At 49.4% G+C, this 17,326-nt stretch carries 13 protein-coding genes and 2 rRNA genes; 14 read left to right on the forward strand and 1 reads right to left on the reverse strand.

Features of this window, described 5'->3' with window-relative positions; all coding sequences use genetic code 11:
- Together OCV82_RS11180 and rrf are read left to right on the forward strand one after the other, a co-directional pair.
- A 23S ribosomal RNA gene (locus tag OCV82_RS11180) occupies nt 1–1,794 on the forward strand; the annotation flags it as partial.
- Nucleotides 1,795–1,905: 111 nt separating this feature from the next.
- Nucleotides 1,906–2,015, forward strand: a 5S ribosomal RNA gene (gene rrf / locus OCV82_RS11185).
- Nucleotides 2,016–2,262: 247 nt separating this feature from the next.
- Here the strand turns inward: rrf and OCV82_RS11190 are convergent.
- Complete coding sequence (locus OCV82_RS11190; RefSeq protein WP_154044468.1) at nt 2,263–3,147, reverse strand: NAD kinase; 885 nt, start codon at nt 3,145–3,147, stop codon at nt 2,263–2,265.
- Between the two features lie 106 nt (nt 3,148–3,253).
- On the opposite strand from OCV82_RS11190, the gene OCV82_RS11195 reads away from it, so the two are divergent.
- From OCV82_RS11195 to OCV82_RS11250, 12 genes are all read left to right on the forward strand, one after another.
- Nucleotides 3,254–3,967, forward strand: coding sequence for a pyridoxine 5'-phosphate synthase (locus tag OCV82_RS11195; protein WP_154044469.1), 714 nt, complete (start codon nt 3,254–3,256; stop codon nt 3,965–3,967).
- 3 nt (nt 3,968–3,970) lie between these two features.
- Nucleotides 3,971–4,690, forward strand: coding sequence for a MotA/TolQ/ExbB proton channel family protein (locus OCV82_RS11200; RefSeq protein WP_154044470.1), 720 nt, complete (start codon nt 3,971–3,973; stop codon nt 4,688–4,690).
- Nucleotides 4,691–4,694: 4 nt separating this feature from the next.
- Entirely contained in the window at nt 4,695–5,111 is a 417-nt protein-coding gene (locus OCV82_RS11205) for an ExbD/TolR family protein (protein ID WP_154044471.1), read from the forward strand.
- Entirely contained in the window at nt 5,108–5,950 is an 843-nt protein-coding gene (locus tag OCV82_RS11210; RefSeq protein WP_154044472.1) for a TonB family protein, read from the forward strand. Before OCV82_RS11205 ends, OCV82_RS11210 begins: the two co-directional genes overlap by 4 nt.
- A 174-nt stretch (nt 5,951–6,124) precedes the next feature.
- A complete protein-coding gene (locus OCV82_RS11215; protein ID WP_154044473.1) occupies nt 6,125–6,670 on the forward strand; it encodes a DJ-1 family glyoxalase III in 546 nt (181 codons plus the stop codon).
- Nucleotides 6,670–7,353 carry a 2-C-methyl-D-erythritol 4-phosphate cytidylyltransferase gene (locus OCV82_RS11220; RefSeq protein ID WP_154044522.1) on the forward strand — a complete coding sequence of 228 codons (684 nt, stop codon included), beginning with the start codon at nt 6,670–6,672 and terminating at the stop codon, nt 7,351–7,353. The genes OCV82_RS11215 and OCV82_RS11220 overlap by 1 nt, the downstream gene beginning before the upstream one ends.
- A 38-nt stretch (nt 7,354–7,391) precedes the next feature.
- Complete coding sequence (gene recG / locus OCV82_RS11225) at nt 7,392–9,491, forward strand: ATP-dependent DNA helicase RecG (protein WP_154044523.1); 2,100 nt, start codon at nt 7,392–7,394, stop codon at nt 9,489–9,491.
- Nucleotides 9,492–9,641: 150 nt separating this feature from the next.
- On the forward strand, nt 9,642–11,261 hold the full coding sequence (locus tag OCV82_RS11230; protein WP_262543562.1) for a sialate O-acetylesterase: 1,620 nt from the start codon (nt 9,642–9,644) through the stop codon (nt 11,259–11,261).
- Nucleotides 11,262–11,297: 36 nt separating this feature from the next.
- Nucleotides 11,298–12,791, forward strand: a complete 1,494-nt coding sequence (locus OCV82_RS11235; RefSeq protein ID WP_154044474.1) for an MFS transporter — start codon at nt 11,298–11,300, stop codon at nt 12,789–12,791.
- Between the two features lie 54 nt (nt 12,792–12,845).
- The gene (locus OCV82_RS11240) at nt 12,846–13,979 is read left to right on the forward strand and encodes an endo-1,4-beta-xylanase (RefSeq protein ID WP_154044475.1); all 1,134 of its coding nucleotides are present in this window, start codon (nt 12,846–12,848) and stop codon (nt 13,977–13,979) included.
- Between the two features lie 77 nt (nt 13,980–14,056).
- Nucleotides 14,057–15,055, forward strand: a complete 999-nt coding sequence (locus tag OCV82_RS11245) for a glycoside hydrolase family 43 protein (RefSeq protein ID WP_154044476.1) — start codon at nt 14,057–14,059, stop codon at nt 15,053–15,055.
- A gap of 61 nt (nt 15,056–15,116) precedes the next feature.
- Nucleotides 15,117–17,129, forward strand: coding sequence for an alpha-glucuronidase (locus tag OCV82_RS11250; RefSeq protein WP_154044477.1), 2,013 nt, complete (start codon nt 15,117–15,119; stop codon nt 17,127–17,129).
- Nucleotides 17,130–17,326 lie beyond the last annotated feature (197 nt).

A 17,326-nucleotide genomic window follows, 5' to 3' on the forward strand; every position in this document is an offset into this window, starting at 1 on the left:
ATTCATTTAAAGAGTGCGTAACAGCTCACTAGTCGAGGAATTTGGCGTGGATAATAATCGGGTATGAAGTTGTCTGCCGAAGCTATGGAATTGAACAATGGCCGCAAGGCAATTGTTTCCAATTGGTAGGGGAGCATTCCATTCTGCGTTGAAGGCGTGGCGCGAGCCACTCTGGAGCGTATGGAAAAGCAAATGTAGGTATAAGTAACGATAAAGGGGGTGGGAAACCCCCTCGCCGAAAGACTAAGGTTTCCTGATCAACGCTAATCGGATCAGGGTAAGTCGGGACCTAAGGTTCAGCCGAACGGCGAGACCGATGGCAGAAACGGTAAAAATTCCGTTACTACCTCCAATGGCGATGTGGAGACGCAGCAGTGACACCACCGCCGGCTGACGGAATAGCCGGTTAAAGAGTGTAGACGTTGATTCCCGCAGGCAAATCCACGGGAAGAGTCGAACTTGAGAGTACACCAACTCCTTCGGGAAGCGGTGATAGTGTGGGTAATCAGACTGCCGAGAAAATCCGCTAAGCTTAACGTTGGAGGTACCCGTACCGCAAACGGACACACGTAGTCGGGTTGAATATACTAAGGCGCTTGGGTGAATCACGGTTAAGGAACTAGGCAAATTGACCCTGTAACTTCGGAATAAAGGGTCCCTCCTCGCAAGAGAGGGCGCAGAGAATAGGTCCAGGCAACTGTTTAACAAAAACACAGGGCTGTGCTAATATGAAAGTAGATGTATACAGCCTGACACCTGCCCGGTGCTGGAAGGTTAAGAGGAGATGTCATCGATGAGAGAAGCATTGAATTGAAGCCCCAGTAAACGGCGGCCGTAACTATAACGGTCCTAAGGTAGCGAAATTCCTTGTCGGGTAAGTTCCGACCTGCACGAATGGTGTAATGATCCGGACACTGTCTCAACCGTGAGCCCAGTGAAATTGTAGTATCGGTGAAGATGCCGATTACCCGCGATGGGACGAAAAGACCCCGTGAACCTTTACTATAGCTTAGCATTGAATTTGGGCACGCGATGTGTAGGATAGGTCGGAGGCAATGAATCGGGCACGCCAGTGTTCGTGGAGCCGCTGTTGAAATACGACCCTTCGTTTGTTTGAGTTCTAACTTCNGAAGGACATTGCTTGGTGGGTAGTTTGACTGGGGTGGTCGCCTCCAAAAGCGTAACGGAGGCTTCTAAAGGTACCCTCAGGCCGATCGGTAACCGGCCCAAGAGTGTAATGGCAAAAGGGTGCTTGACTGGGAGACTGACAAGTCGATCAGGTAGGAAACTAGAGCATAGTGATCCGGTGTTTCCGTATGGAAGGGACATCGCTCAAAGGATAAAAGGTACTCCGGGGATAACAGGCTGATCCCTCCCAAGAGCTCATATCGACGGAGTGGTTTGGCACCTCGATGTCGGCTCGTCACATCCTGGGGCTGGAGAAGGTCCCAAGGGTTGGGCTGTTCGCCCATTAAAGTGGCACGCGAGCTGGGTTCAGAACGTCGTGAGACAGTTCGGTCTCTATCTATCGTGGGCGTATGAAATTTGCGTGGCTCTGACACTAGTACGAGAGGACCGTGTTGGACAGACCTCTGGTTTGCCGGTTGTGCCGCCAGGTGCATTGCCGGGTATCTAAGTCTGGATCGGATAAGTGCTGAAAGCATCTAAGTACGAAGCCGGCCACAAGATTAGATTTCTTGAGGGTCGTCATAGACGATGACGTTGATAGGATGCAGGTGTAAAGCTGGAGACAGCAAAGCCGAGCATTACTAATTGCCCGTCAACTTTCATTGTCACGTGACACGTTAAGGATGTTATATACGTTTAGCACTGAAACAGAATTAGTTTTGAGACAGATTGGTTTTTCAGTTTGTGCTTCATGCAAGACCTGATATAAAAAGAAATTCAGGTGACTATAGCACGAAGGTTCCACCTCTTCCCATTCCGAACAGAGAAGTTAAGCTTCGTCACGCCGATGGTACTGCATATTGTGGGAGAGTAGGTAGTCGCCGTCTTATATGAGAGATCCTCGAGGTAGAGATACTTCGGGGATTTTTTGCGTTTATAAGCTTTGGATTTTCTCTACACGAAGGTTGCGGATGAACAACGGAAAACGGATCAACGTAAAAATCTGAGGGATTCTAGATTTCTGATCTTGAAATTGAACAAGGATAAACGTATGGAATTTGCACCAATAAAAATAGCATATGAAACATCTAAATAATTTCACATGCTATTTTGTATATATGGAATATCTGATTATTAGATTCTATTATCTGCTCCCCACATCATTTTTTCTCTTAGTGTATTGAAAAAAGTATGGTTGTAGCGTTTTACTATCTTTATAAAGTGGCTAGCTCTTTTTATTATAAGTATTGCTTCTTCATGACAACTTTCACTTCTTCCATCTAAAGATATAAGAAAGTTATGACTGCGACTTCCTACTTCAAGTTTTATTTCCCAATCATCGCGTAGGACAATTGGTCTGACATTCAAACTATGTGGAGCTACTGGTGTTATGCAGAGAGTTCCACTTTGTGGTACCATTATAGGACCTCCTACACTTAACGAATATCCTGTAGAACCAGTAGGTGTTGCCACAATCAGACCATCAGCCTGGTATATATTAAGTAATTCATTATTTACATATGCCTTAATGGTAATCATTGATGAACTGTCTCTTTTCAATACTGCAACTTCATTAAGGGCATATGGATTTCCTTTAAGAATATTGTTTTCGCATGTCAGTTTTAAAACTCTTCTCGGTTCTGCTATGAATTTCCCTTGATATATTTCGTCAAATGTTTCTTCCATTTCATCCGGTGAGATAGCAGCTAAAAAGCCTAAACGTCCTGTATTTATTCCCAATATAGGAATTTCTTTTTCCCCAACGCGACTTGCTGCTTTCAGGAAAGTACCGTCACCTCCTATGCTTAAAGCCATGTCTGCTGTGAAATTATTACCGTCGAATATTTCCAGACCGCTTAAATCTGTTTGTGTGTGTATTCTTAGAAATTCGTAGAATTCATGGCTTATGCATATATTTGCATTCTTCTTTCTCAGAATACTAAGTAAATGAGCCACATGCGCTGATTTGTGCTCTTGATATGTATTCCCGAAAATAGCAAATCTCATTTCTTTTTGCATAGAGTGTAGCTTATTATCAATCTTTTTTAACCTGTATGTTAGTTGGTTTATAATAAAACCTGCTAACTTTGCATTCTGATATGCAAAGATATAAAAATCATTCATTATGACCAAACTAAGTGTTAATATAAACAAGATTGCTACTTTACGTAATGCCCGTGGAGGTAATAACCCTGATGTAGAGAAAGTTGCAATGGATTGTGAGGCATTCGGTGCCGAAGGAATTACTGTACATCCCCGTCCTGACGAACGTCATATCAGACGTAGCGACGTATATGCATTGCGTCCGTTGCTTAGAACAGAGTTTAACATTGAAGGATATCCTTCGGACGATTTTATAGACTTGGTTCTGAAAGTCAAACCTCACCAGGTGACGCTTGTGCCTGATGCTCCGGACCAGATAACATCGAACTCAGGATGGGATACAAAAGCCAATCTGGATTTTCTGTCCGATTTGATGGACAGGTTTGGCGAAGCGGGAATAAGAACTTCCATTTTCGTGGGGACAGATATTGAGATGATAGAATATGCCGCGCGTGCCGGAGCAGACAGAGTGGAGCTATACACTGAGCCTTATGCGTCGGGTTACAAAAAGAATCGTGAAGAAGCTGTAGCTCCTTTTGTGGAAGCTGCCATGGCTGTTCGCAGGCTGGGAATGGGGCTTAATGCCGGACACGACCTGAGCCTGGAAAACCTGGAGTATTTTCACAAGAACATTCCATGGCTGGATGAAGTGTCGATAGGTCATGCTTTGGTGTGCGATGCCCTGTATCTGGGATTGAAGAAAACTATTGAAGAATATAAAAACTGCCTTCGTTAAATTATGATTACAATGACTTTAATGGCAGCTGCACAGATGGCTGCCGACACAATGGCGGGTGCCAATCCGGTTCTGACTCCGGTGGTAGATGGCGAACCGCAAATGAATCTTTGGGATATGGCCCTGAAGGGCGGATGGATAATGGCTGTACTGGCTCTGATGTCGGTCATAGCATTTTATATCTTCTTCGAACGTGCTTTCACCATAAGCCGTGCGGCAAAGGAAGATCCTCTGTTTATGGACAGGATACGCGACTATATACGCACGGGTGAGGTGAAATCGGCCATCAACTATTGCCGCATAGCGAATACTCCGGCTGCGAGGATGATTGAAAAAGGTATTACGCGTATGGGGCACCCTGTGGCAGACGTGCAGGCTGCTATCGAGAATACGGGAAATATTGAGGTGGCAAAGCTGGAGAACGGACTCTCCATAATGGCCACCATCTCCAGTGGTGCTCCGATGTTGGGATTCCTTGGAACCGTCACCGGTATGGTACAGGCATTCTGGAATATGGCAAATGCGGGTAATAACATTGACATTACACTTTTGTCGAGTGGTATTTACGAGGCTATGATAACCACGGTGGGTGGTCTGGTGGTTGGTATCGTGACGATGTTTGCCTATAATCATCTGGTCTATAGGATAGACAAGGTGGTGAGCCAGATGGAGGCACGCACTATGGCTTTTATGGATTTGTTGAACGAACCTAACGAAAAATAATATCATGGCGCTGAAAAGAAGACAAAGGATATCGCCGGAATTCAGCATGTCGTCGATGACGGACCTGATATTCTTGCTGCTGATATTTTTTATGATTACTTCTACCATGGTTTCGCCAAATGCCATAAAGGTGCTGCTCCCTCAGGGATCACAGCAGACATCGGCAAAGCCTATGGCAAGAATTATCATTGACAAGAATTTGAATTATTACGGGGCTTTCGGCAATGAGGACGAGATGCCTCTGTTTATAGACGAGGTGACAGGTTTTCTGCAGGACTGTGCCGCCAGGGAGCCTGAAATGTATGTGGCGCTTTATGCCGACGAGTCTGTCCCTTACAGGGAGATTGTGCGCATATTGAATATTGCAAACGAAAATCATTTTAAAATGGTGTTGGCCACACGTAGGCCGGATAAAAAATGAAAAGAAGCAAACTGACAGGAATTATAGGAACACTGGCTGTACATGTGCTTGTGGTTGTGTTGCTGGTCTTGCTCCGTCTGGCTGTGCCGGAAAAGCAGGAAGAGGGAGGTGTGCCTGTTATGATGGGAAATACCGACCTGGCACAAGGAAGCTCGGATCCTTATACTATGACCGAAGTGGATGTTGTCAGCGAGCCACAGCCTGAAACTCCTAGTGTGCCGGAACCGCAGCCGGAGGTGAAACAACCTATGATAACACAACAGGATGAGCCATCGCTGAAGGTGAAGGAAGAGAAGCCGAAAGAAAAGAAAAAGACTGAAACCAGAAAAAAAGATACTCCCGAGAAGAAAACAGTAGAAAAACCTGAAGCGGTAAAGGAAAAAACTGAGGCCGAGAAACGTGCCGAGGCTGAGAAAGCTGCTGCCCAGGCTGCTGCAAACAAAATTGCCGGAGCTTTCGGAAAGGGAGCACAGATGGGCAGTAAGGGAACGGCTGCATCGGGTACGGGAGTGCAAGGCAGACCGGACGGAAACAGCACGACAGGCGGCACGGCTGGTATGGGAGGATATGGTACTTTCGATCTGAACGGACGTAGCCTGGGACAGGGTGGACTGCCGGTGCCGGTATATAATGTGCAGGAAGAGGGCCGCGTGGTGGTGACAATAGTGGTGAACCCGGCAGGACAGGTGATAAGCACAAGCATAAACAAGCGTACGAATACGGTTAACCCTGCATTGAGAAAGGCTGCCGAGGATGCGGCGAAAAAAGCGCGTTTCAACGCTGTGGAAGGACCGGACAATCAAAGTGGTACTATAACGTATTATTTCAGACTTAGATGAAGGGAATTAATAATTAATAATGAAAAATTAATAATTAACCAACGGTCTGCGAAGCTGATAATGAAGTCGTCTGCTTATTCTTGACTTTCAGTTAACTTCATTGACTTTTAATTTTTAATTGAATATCATTTTTAATTCTTAATTCTTAATTTTTAATTGAATTAATTGAATATCATGAGACCAATGATTTTTTTGGCTGAGGGATTCGAGGAATCCGAAGCCTTGTTGCCGTTGGATATATTACGCCGCGGTGGAGTGGATGCCATTACAGTTTCTGTGTCATCAGACAAAGTAGTGAAAAGTTCGCATGGAGTTCAGATAGTGGCAGACGCAGTGATAAATGAAATCTCTGCTGCCGATGTTCAGATGATTATCCTGCCGGGAGGGCTTCCCGGAGCTACTAATCTTGACGCATCGGAGCAGCTTGACAGGCTGATTATGGATTTTGCCTCTGCAGGCAAGCCTCTGGCTGCCATCTGTGCCGCTCCTATGGTTTATGGCAAGCGTGGCCTGCTCAGAGGAAAGAAGGCTACCTGCTATCCGGGTTTCGACAAGTATCTTGACGGGGCCGAATATACGGGAGCCCTGGTGGAATGTGTGGATAATTTCATCCTTGGCAAAGGTCCGGCTGCAGCAGCGGAGTTCGGATTTGCCATCCTTGAAAAGCTGGCCGGTAGCGAAAAGGCTGCCGAGGTGAGAAAAGGTATGCTCTACGCATGATGAAGCGCTATGTCATTATAGTGGCAGGGGGGAAGGGACTGCGTATGGGGGCCGACCTGCCCAAGCAGTTCATTCCCCTTGCCGGCAGGCCTGTGCTGATGCGCACGCTGGAGAACTTCGCCACTTGCGGGATGCCGGCGGACATTGTGCTGGTTCTGCCGCGCGACCATCAGGAGTACTGGCGCAGGCTGTGCGGGGAATATGGCTTCAGGGTGCCGCACCGCATTGCCGACGGGGGCGAGACGAGGTTTCACTCCGTGCGCAACGGCCTCATGCTGGTGGACGATGATGATGCGGTGGTGGCTGTTCACGACGGTGTGCGTCCGTTCGTGAAGCACGATGTGATACGCCGCTGTTTCGCGATGGCTGCCGCCGGACGGGCTGTGGTGCCTGTTACGGGGGTGGTGGACTCTGTGCGCAGGATGGGGCCGGACGGAAGGAGTGCCGCCGTGCCGCGCGGAGAATACAGGCTGGTGCAGACTCCGCAGGTGTTTCCGGCACGCATGCTGAAGGAGGCGTATGCCTGCGGCTACAGCGAGGACTTCACCGACGATGCTTCTGTGGTGGAAGCTGCGGGCATAGATGTGGAGCTGGCGGAAGGAAACAGGGAGAATATAAAAATCACCACGCCTTTTGATCTGATTGTGGCGGAAGCCTTGTGCCGAAGCCGTGTCTGGGAATAAATGTATAAATCTGAATAGAAATCTTGTCATCCGGCCAAATTATCGATTTGTCATCGCGCGACATCAAGTTTCTCCCGGGTGTGGGACCGCACAGGGCTGAAATTCTGGAGAAGGAGCTGGGAATCCGTTCCTTCAGGGACTTGCTGTATCATTTCCCGTACAAGTATGTCGATAGGAGCCGCATATACCGCATATCGGAAATAGACGGAACGATGCCATACATACAGCTCAGGGGGCAGATTCTGAGTTTCGAGACTTTCGGCGAGGGAAGGCAGAGGCGTCTGGTGGCGCATTTCTCGGACGGCACGGGGGTGGCGGATCTGGTGTGGTTTCAGGGGATAAAGTTCGTCAGCGGAAAGTACAGGTGCAGGGAGGAGTATATTGTGTTCGGTAAGCCTACAGTGTTCGGAGGGAGGGTGAACATCGCTCATCCGGACATCGACAGTGCCGACGGTGTGACGCTTTCTGCCATGGGCCTGAGGCCGTATTACAACACCACGGAGAGGATGAAGAGGATGAACATCTCGTCGGGCGCGATAGAGAAGCTGGTGGCGAACCTTTTCGCGGTGATTGGCGACGATGCTGTGGAGGAGACTCTGAGCGGGGGGATTATTTCGGCCAATGGCCTTATGCCTCTTATGGAGGCGCTGCGCAATGTGCATTTCCCGCGAAATCCGGAGGTGCTCAGGCGGGCGCAATACAGGCTGAAGTTTGAGGAACTGTTCTATATACAGCTTAACATCCTGCGCTTCTCGCGCGAGAGGAGGAACCGTTTCGGCGGAATAGTGTTCGGCAGGGTGGGCGAGAATTTCAATACTTTTTATTCGGAGTATCTGCCTTTCAGCCTTACGGGGGCGCAGAAAAGGGTGGTGCGCGAGATGCGGCGCGACATGGGCAGCGGACGGCAGATGAACCGCCTGCTGCAGGGCGATGTGGGCAGCGGAAAGACGCTCGTCGCACTGATGGCCATGCTCATAGCTACGGACAACGGTTGCCAGGCGTGCATGATGGCGCCCACGGAGATTCTGGCGTCGCAGCACTACGAGACGCTGTGCCGTTTTCTTGACGGGATGAGTGTCAGGGTGGAGCTGCTTACGGGCTCGGTAAAGGGGAAGAAAAGAGAGACGATATTGAGGGATCTTATGGCGGGCACGGTGAATATCCTGGTGGGTACGCATGCCGTGATAGAGGACACTGTGGGGTTTGCGTCGCTGGGGCTGGTAATTATAGACGAGCAGCACCGCTTCGGAGTGGAGCAGAGGGCAAGGCTGTGGGCGAAGAACAGTGTTTTGCCTCATGTGCTGGTGATGACTGCCACGCCCATTCCGCGTACGCTGGCAATGACGCTCTACGGCGACCTGGATGTGTCGGTTATAGACGAGCTGCCTCCGGGCAGGAAGCCGGTGACCACCGTCCACCGTTTCGACTCGACCAGGGCTTCGATGTATGAGTTTGTGCGTGGGCAGTTGCGCATGGGGCGCCAGGCGTATATAGTCTATCCTCTGATACAGGAGAGCGAGAAGATGGATATCAGAAATCTTGAGGACGGATATGCCACGGTGTGCGAGGTGTTTCCGGAGTACAGGATAAGCCGTGTGCACGGCAAGATGAAGCCGGCGGAGAAGGATGAGGAGATGCGCCGTTTCGTGCAGGGCGAGACTCAGATTATGGTGGCCACCACGGTGATTGAGGTGGGGGTGAATGTGCCCAATGCCTCGGTGATGGTGATTGAGAACGCCGAACGCTTCGGCCTCTCGCAGCTGCATCAGCTCAGGGGAAGAGTGGGCAGGGGGGCGGACCAGTCGTACTGCATCCTGATGACGGGATACAAGCTTTCGGAGGAGACGCGCAAGAGAATTCAGATTATGGTGGATACGAACGACGGCTTCGAGATTGCGGAGGCGGACCTGAAGCTGCGCGGACCGGGCGACATCGAGGGTACGCAGCAGAGTGGGGTGGCTTTCGACCTGAAGATAGCAAATCTGGCTCGCGACGGACAGCTGCTGCAGTATGTGCGCGAGGTGGCCGAACGTATCATCGACGACGATCCGCAGGCCACCGGACCGGAGAATGCAGTGGTGTGGCGACATCTGGCGGAAATCAGAAAAAGGAATGTTGACTGGTCGGCAATATCATAGAAATATGGCGTTTCGGGGCGCAATGTAACATACGGCAAAGTTTTTGTTACATTGCGCCCCGCGTATGTTACCTCTCCAAAACCCTTTGTATCATACGGATATACGGGTGGGCGCGGTTTTATGTATCTTTGCCTTAAAACCAGATATATCATGAATACACACAGTTTATATTCAGTAATTATCGCTCTGCTTGCCGCATGGACTTTTTCGGCAGATGTTGTGGCAGAGGTCAGGATGTCGCCACTGATATCCGATGGTATGGTTCTGCAGCGAGGACGTGAGCTCAGCATAGGCGGATGGGCCGCTCCGGGCGAGAAAATCAGCTTCAGCCTGGCGGACAGGAAGTGTGAAGTGCGTGCGGGTGCGGACGGACGATGGACGGTGAAGCTGGAGCCTATGAAGGCGGGCGGACCGTATGTGATGAGGGTGAACGGCACGGAGGTGAAGGATGTTATGGTGGGCGATGTGTTTCTCTGCTCGGGCCAGTCTAACATGGAACTCACCGTGGCGAGAGTTATGGACCGTTTCGCGCAGGAAGTGAACGGATATGAGAACACGCGCGTGAGATATCTCAAGGTACCGTATGCATGGCGTTTCGACCATCCGGCGGACAGCATCCGACGCGAGCCGTGGAAGGCGATGACGGAAGACAATGTGCCCGGATTTTCTGCCTTGTGCTATTTCTTCGGCAGGATGATGCAGGAGCGCACGGGAGTGGCTGTGGGAATAGTGAATGCCAGCTGGGGAGGCACTCCGGTGGAAGCATGGACAGGCGAGGAAGGACTGAAGGACTTTCCGGAATATATAAATCTGAAATCGATGTACGAGGACAGGAGTCTGACTGACGGAATATCGCGCATGGAACGTGCCAGACAGGCTTCGTGGAGCAGACAGCTGTATGCTGCCGATCCGGGTATGCACGACACCGAGCCGTGGTATGCCGCCGGTATAGACGACAGCGGATGGGACAAGGTGGATATGTTTGCCGGCGGCTGGGCCCTGAGATGCGGACGTCCGGCAGCGGGCTCGCACTGGCTGAGGAAGGACTTCACAGTGCCGGCTCATATGGCTGGCAGCGAGGCTGTACTCAGGCTGGGCTGTATGGTGGATGCCGACTCGGTGTATGTGAACGGCCGTTTCGTGGGCAGCACAGGCTATCAGTATCCTCCGCGTATATATAAGGTGCCTGCCGGTCTGTTGCATGAGGGCAGAAATCAGGTTACCATCCGTCTGGTGAGCTATGGCGGTGTGCCGTCGTTCGTCAGGGAGAAGCCTTACAAGATTATCTGCCGCGGGGAGGAGATTTCCCTAGAGGGGGAATGGAAACACCGCGTGGGGGCTCAGATGCCTGCATCTCCGCAATCTACATCGTTCCAGAACATGCCTGTGGGGCTCTATAACGGGATGATATATCCGCTCCGTGATTACACGTTCAAGGCTGTGGCTTGGTATCAGGGCGAATCGAACGTGGGACGCTGGAATGAGTATTCCTCTCTTCTCTGTGCCATGATGAAGGACTGGCGCAGGACTTTTGGCGACAATCTGCATTTCTATATCATCGAGCTGGCGGACTTTCTGGCTCCTGACGATCCGGGCAGAAAGGCTTGGGCGGAGATGAGAAAACAGCAGGCTGCGGCCGCGGAAACAGACGGTAACGCCACGCTGATAAAGAACAGCGATACGGGCGAATGGAACGACATCCATCCTCTGGACAAGAAAACTCCGGCGGAAAGGCTCGTGAAGGCGATAATGGAGAATTCCGGAAAATGATAATTGAAAACCAACAACTAATAATCCTAATACCAAATGAATATTCTTAATCAAAAAGTGTCCATGGCCGAGAAGGTGGGCTACGGGCTGGGAGACTGCTCGGCAAATCTTGTCTTCCAGATGATGATGATTTATCAGACTAAGTTTTATACCGACGTGTTCGGACTGGAAGGTGCCATTGCGGGTACGGTGATGCTTGTGGCGCGTATAGCGGACGCGTTTGTCGATCCTACCGTGGGAATCCTTTCGGACAGGACAAACACACGCTGGGGTAAGTATCGTCCTTGGGTGCTTTGGACGGCGTTGCCTTTCATGGTGTTCTATGTGCTGGCGTTCTACAATCCCGGCATCGAGGACAAGGGGCTCGTGGCTCTGTATGCCACTATCTCTTACACCCTGCTCATGACCATGTATTCGTTCAACAATACTCCTTACTCGTCTTTGGGCGGTGTGATGTCGGCTGATATAAAGGAGCGCACCAGCATCACTTCGGTGAGGTTCGTGTTCTCTACAATAGCGCAGTTTGTTGTGCAGGGACTCACTCTGCCGCTGGTGAGCAAGTTTTCCGAAGGTGCCGACAAGGCTCACGGATGGTTGTGCACGGTATCGCTGTTTGCAGCAGTGGGACTGGCGTTCCTGCTCGTGGTGTTCTTCTCTACCAAGGAACGTATCACTCCTCCGGCAGGACAGAAGAATGACACCCGTCAGGATATCAAGGATGTTTTGAGCAGTGTGCCATGGCGTGCCATGTTTGTGCTCACGCTATTCGTGTTCATCACTCTGGCCATGTGGGGAAGCGCCATGAACTATTATTTCGAGAATTATGTTGATCCTGTTGCCCTGTATGCCTTCCTCGACAAAATCGGACTGGTGGCTGCGGAGGCTTCTGATTCTGTGGGCTATCATATCCTTAATGCTTTCGGACTCATAGTCAGCTCGCCCGACAAGGCTTATGAGGTGGGCTTCGGAGTGTTCAATATGTTGGGAGCGCTGGTACAGTTCTTCGGAGTGATTCTGCTGTCGGAATATCTTGCCGGCAAATATGGCAAGAAACGTACTTTCATCGTATGTCTTGCCCTGACTGCCGTATTCACTGCCATGTTCTATTTCCCGGCAAAGGATAATATCGAATTTATGTTTGTCCTCAACTTCCTGAAGAGTCTGGCTTATGCGCCTACTGTTCCTTTGCTTTGGGCTATGATTGCCGATGTGGCAGACCATTCGGAGTATGTCAACTACCGCCGTGCCACAGGATTTGTGTTTGCCGGCGTGGTGTTCGCCCTCAAGGCCGGACTTGGCGTTGGTGGTGCCATCCTTGGCTTCCTGTTGTCAGGCTTCGGATATGTGTCCGGTTCGGGCGTTGCCCAGTCGGAATCGGCTGTGAACGGCATTGTGCTCTCATCAAGCATTATTCCTGCAGTATGTTTCTTCATCGGAGTGATAGCACTCTTCTTTTATCCTATCAGCAAGGAATATAACGAGAAGATGCAGGCTGAACTCAAAGTCAGAAGAAGCAGAAACGATTACTAACAACTGACAACTAATAACTGATAACTGATTATTAACAACAAAAACCTAAATACAATGAAACTGAAAAACATTTTTGCCGCATCGGTGTGCGGTGCCATGATGGCTGCTTGTGCCGGAAACAATGCAACTGTAACTGTAGAAAAAGGATTGAAAGATGCTGTAGGCGATAAATTCCTAATCGGAACAGCTCTTAACGTACGTCAGTCGGGAGGTATTGACACCTTGGCTGTAAGAATTGTGAAACAGCATTTCAATGCGATAGTTGCAGAGAACTGCATGAAGATGGAAGAGATACATCCTGCCAACGGTGTATATGACTTTGAGGAAGCAGACAAGTTTGTGAACTTCGGTATAGAGAATGGCATGACTGTCACCGGTCACTGTCTGATATGGCACTCGCAGTGTCCTGAATGGTTCTTTCTCGACGATAATGGAAAGACCGTTTCGGCTGAAGTGCTGAAGCAGAGAATGAAGGAACACATCACAACTGTTGTTACCAGATATAAAGGAAAAATCAAAGGATGGGATGTCGTGAACGAGGCTATTGTGGAAGACGGTTCATACCGTAAGAGTAAGTTCTACGAAATCCTTGGCGAGGAATTCATCCCTCTTGCATTCCAGTATGCACACGAAGCCGATCCTGATGTGGAACTTTACTACAACGATTATGGAATGAACGTAAAAGGCAGACGCGACGGAGTGGTTAAACTTGTGAACTCGCTTAAGGAACGCGGACTGCGCATCGATGCTGTGGGTATGCAGGGACATATGGGAATGGACTATCCTGACATTAAGGAATTCGAGGAAAGCATGCTTGCCTTTGCCGCTACAGGCGTTAAGGTGATGATTACAGAATGGGATATGAGTGCGCTTCCTACTGCCCGTCAGAGCGCAAACATTTCGGATACTGTGGCATTCAAGAAATCTCTCAATCCTTATCCGGAAGCATTGCCGGACTCAGTAAGCAAGGCTTGGAACGACAGAATGATGCAGTTCTTCAACCTCTTTGAGAAACATGCCGATTTCGTTATCCGCGTCACTGCATGGGGAGTAACTGACGGCGATTCTTGGAAAAACAACTTCCCTGTTCCGGGACGTACAGACTATGCTCTGCTGTTTGACCGTAATTACCAGCCTAAAGAGTTCGTGAAAGAGATTATTTCAGAATCAGATAAAGAAACAAAGTAAATATATTTATTATCCTATAATAACCGGTGTTCCGTGGTGAGATCATTCTCATTGCGGAACCTTAAAACAGAATTGTTATGAAAAAAGAAGAAAGATACCTTTTCCCTGCCGATTATATGGCAGACCCTTCAGTACATGTGTTCAACGGACGTCTGTATATCTATCCGTCGCACGACCGTGAGTCAGGAATTCCTGAAAACGACAATGGCGACCATTTCGACATGAACGACTATCATGTACTCTCTACCGACGATGTGATGCATGGCGAAGTTACCGACCATGGTGTAGCTCTCCGTGTAGCGGATATTCCATGGGCAGGACGCCAGCTTTGGGACTGCGACGTGGCTTACAAAGACGGAAAGTATTATCTTTATTTCCCTCTGAAGGACCGCAATGACATTTTCCGTATGGGAGTAGCCATCAGCGACAAGCCTGAAGGCCCTTTCATCCCTCAGCCGGACCCTATCCGCGGAAGCTACAGTATCGACATGGCAGTGTTCCGCGATGATGACGGAAGCCATTACATTTATTTCGGTGGTATATGGGGCGGCCAGCTGCAGCGCTACCGTGACAATAAGGCTATCGAGAATCCTCACCTCCCTGCAGATGATGAACCGGCATTGCCTGGCCGCGTGGTGAAACTGGCCGACAATATGCTTGAATTTGCAGAAGAGCCACGCCCTGTAGTTATTCTTGGCGAAGACGGAAAGCCTCTAACAGCCGGCGATCCTCACCGTTTCTTTGAAGCTTCATGGATGCACAAGTATAACGGCAAGTATTATCTTTCATATTCAACAGGTGATACCCATCTTCTCTGCTATGCCATCGGTGATAATCCTTACGGACCGTTCACATATCAGGGCGTGATCCTTACTCCAGTGGTCGGATGGACTACTCATCATTCTATTGCCGAATATAAGGGCAAATGGTATCTCTTCCATCATGACTGCGTTCCTTCAAACGGTAAGACATGGCTCCGCAGCCTGAAAGTGGTGGAACTTGAATATGATGAGAACGGAAAGATTAAAACTATTGAAGGAAGTGAAGATATAAGCAAGTTCGGACAGAGATACTGATATTATTTCGAGATACTAGTTTCTAGTTACTGGTCTCTAGGTACCTTAAAAAAATATAAACATGCTGAAACGAATATTATTAGTTTTATTTATTTCTGCCACTGCGCTGCCATCCTTTTCGGAGGACGGCAGCCGTCTGTGGTTACGTTACGACACAGTGTCTGTACGTAAGCAAATAGATAAAGGCATTGATTCGCCTGTCATGCGTCTGGCAGAGAATGAACTCTCGACATTCTGGAAGGGAGGCAAAGTTTCGTTGCAGCTCATGGCAGACAGTGAATATTTCGCTCTTGGCAAGGATGGTTATACCATTAATGTTGAGAATGGAACAACAGTGCTGCGTTCTATGTCGGAAACCGGACTCCTTTATGCTGCCTATCATCTTCTCCGTCTTCAGGCATGTGGTAAAGACTGCTCCCGACTGGATATCAAGGAGAAGCCTGTGAATGACATCCGTATCCTTAATCACTGGGATAATCCGGACGGAACGATAGAGCGCGGATATGCCGGACGTTCTCTCTGGAAATGGGACGAACTGCCTGCTAAAGTATCTCCACGATATGCCGAATATGCCCGTGCCAATGCCTCTATCGGTATTAACGGTACTGTTCTCAACAATGTAAATGCTTCTCCTGAGGCCCTTTCTTCTGATAATCTGAAGAAGGTTAAGACTCTGGCAGATATTTTCCGTCCTTATGGTATCAAGGTCTATCTGTCCGTAAATTTTGCCACACCTATAAAACTTGGCGAACTGGCTACTGCCGATCCTTTGAACAGCGATGTCGCAGAGTGGTGGAAGCAGAAAGTGCACGAGATATACTCAATGATACCCGATTTCGGAGGATTTCTGGTGAAAGCCAATTCAGAAGGACAGCCCGGTCCGTGCGATTATCACCGCACTCATGCCGAAGGAGCCAATATGCTGGCATCCGCACTGAAACCTTACGGAGGAATAGTAATGTGGCGCGCATTCGTCTATAGTCCTAGCGATGCCGACCGTGCCAAGCAGGCATATCTTGAGTTCAAACCGCTCGACGGAAAGTTCCTCGACAATGTTATAGTCCAGGTAAAGAACGGGCCTATAGATTTCCAGCCTCGCGAGCCGTACAGTCCTTTGTTCGGAGCCATGCCTCACACACAGCTCATGGTAGAGTTTCAAGTGACTCAGGAGTATTTGGGACATTCCAATCATCTGGCATATCTTGCTCCGATGTGGAAAGAGTTCTATTCGTACTATGGCCCTTCGAACATGAAGGCCGCTGCCGGAGTGACAAACATTGGCGATGATACTAACTGGTGCGGAAACGATCTTGCACAGTCCAACTGGTACGCTTTCGGCCGTCTGGCATGGAATCCTGCTCTCTCGTCGGAAGAGATAGCCCGCGAGTGGCTTGCCCAGACATTTACTGCCGACAGCCGTTTTGTCCGTCCTATGACAGAAGTCATGATGCAAAGCCGTGAAGCCGTAGTTGACTATATGATGCCGCTCGGTCTGCACCATATATTTGCATGGGGACACCATTACGGTCCTGAACCTTGGTGTGAGATAGAAGGTGCCCGTCCAGACTGGCTTCCTACTTATTATCATCGTGCCGACAAGGAAGGTCTTGGTTTCGACCGTACCACAGATGGCAGCGATGCCGTTTCTCAATACCCTGATTCTCTTGCTGCCGTGTTCAACAGCATCGACAGCTGTCCTGATGAGTTCCTTCTGTGGTTCCATCATGTTCCATGGAAGCATGAGATGAAGTCGGGCCGCACCATGTGGGACGAGCTTTGCCTGCACTATCAGCGAGGAGTGGATGCCGCACGCGGTTTCCGTGATACTTGGAAGGACATGTCGCCATACGTCGATGCAGAGCGTCATGCCGCGGTGGCCCACCGTTTCGATATCCAGGCATCTGATGCCGTGTGGTGGAAGGACGCCTGTCTGGAGTATTTCCGTACATTCTCTCACATGAAATATCCCGCAGGAGTAGAGAAACCGCGTTTCAGCCTGAAGAAACTGAAGAAAGTGAAGCTTCCGATAGACAACTACACATGCCCGTCGGCCGATATGCTTCCCGGATTCTAGCATAAGTTTTGTTTAGGTTAAATTATAAAGACTGAGACTGCTGTACTGGCCTGCCATGCAGCAGTCTTTTTTGTAGCCATGCGGCAGACTCAAATATCCGATAATTTTGCGGAAACAGACTGGCTGGAATTTGACTAACTCTATTAATGTTCAATCTAAAAAACAATCATATGAAAAAGCTTACAGAAACTCTGTTT

This window comes from Bacteroides cellulolyticus (assembly GCF_025567135.1).
Classification (GTDB): Bacteria; Bacteroidota; Bacteroidia; order Bacteroidales; family Bacteroidaceae; genus Phocaeicola; species Phocaeicola cellulolyticus.

What these genes read in the sequence shown, in the direction of transcription:
- OCV82_RS11190 (WP_154044468.1), bottom strand. Translation starts at nt 3,147, where the DNA reads ATGCAAAAAGAAATGAGATTTGCTATTTTCGGGAATACATATCAAGAG.
- OCV82_RS11195 (WP_154044469.1), top strand. Translation starts at nt 3,254, where the DNA reads ATGACCAAACTAAGTGTTAATATAAACAAGATTGCTACTTTACGTAAT.
- OCV82_RS11200 (WP_154044470.1), top strand. Translation starts at nt 3,971, where the DNA reads ATGATTACAATGACTTTAATGGCAGCTGCACAGATGGCTGCCGACACA.
- OCV82_RS11205 (WP_154044471.1), top strand. Translation starts at nt 4,695, where the DNA reads ATGGCGCTGAAAAGAAGACAAAGGATATCGCCGGAATTCAGCATGTCG.
- OCV82_RS11210 (WP_154044472.1), top strand. Translation starts at nt 5,108, where the DNA reads ATGAAAAGAAGCAAACTGACAGGAATTATAGGAACACTGGCTGTACAT.
- OCV82_RS11215 (WP_154044473.1), top strand. Translation starts at nt 6,125, where the DNA reads ATGAGACCAATGATTTTTTTGGCTGAGGGATTCGAGGAATCCGAAGCC.
- OCV82_RS11220 (WP_154044522.1), top strand. Translation starts at nt 6,670, where the DNA reads ATGAAGCGCTATGTCATTATAGTGGCAGGGGGGAAGGGACTGCGTATG.
- OCV82_RS11230 (WP_262543562.1), top strand. Translation starts at nt 9,642, where the DNA reads ATGAATACACACAGTTTATATTCAGTAATTATCGCTCTGCTTGCCGCA.
- OCV82_RS11235 (WP_154044474.1), top strand. Translation starts at nt 11,298, where the DNA reads ATGAATATTCTTAATCAAAAAGTGTCCATGGCCGAGAAGGTGGGCTAC.
- OCV82_RS11240 (WP_154044475.1), top strand. Translation starts at nt 12,846, where the DNA reads ATGAAACTGAAAAACATTTTTGCCGCATCGGTGTGCGGTGCCATGATG.
- OCV82_RS11245 (WP_154044476.1), top strand. Translation starts at nt 14,057, where the DNA reads ATGAAAAAAGAAGAAAGATACCTTTTCCCTGCCGATTATATGGCAGAC.
- OCV82_RS11250 (WP_154044477.1), top strand. Translation starts at nt 15,117, where the DNA reads ATGCTGAAACGAATATTATTAGTTTTATTTATTTCTGCCACTGCGCTG.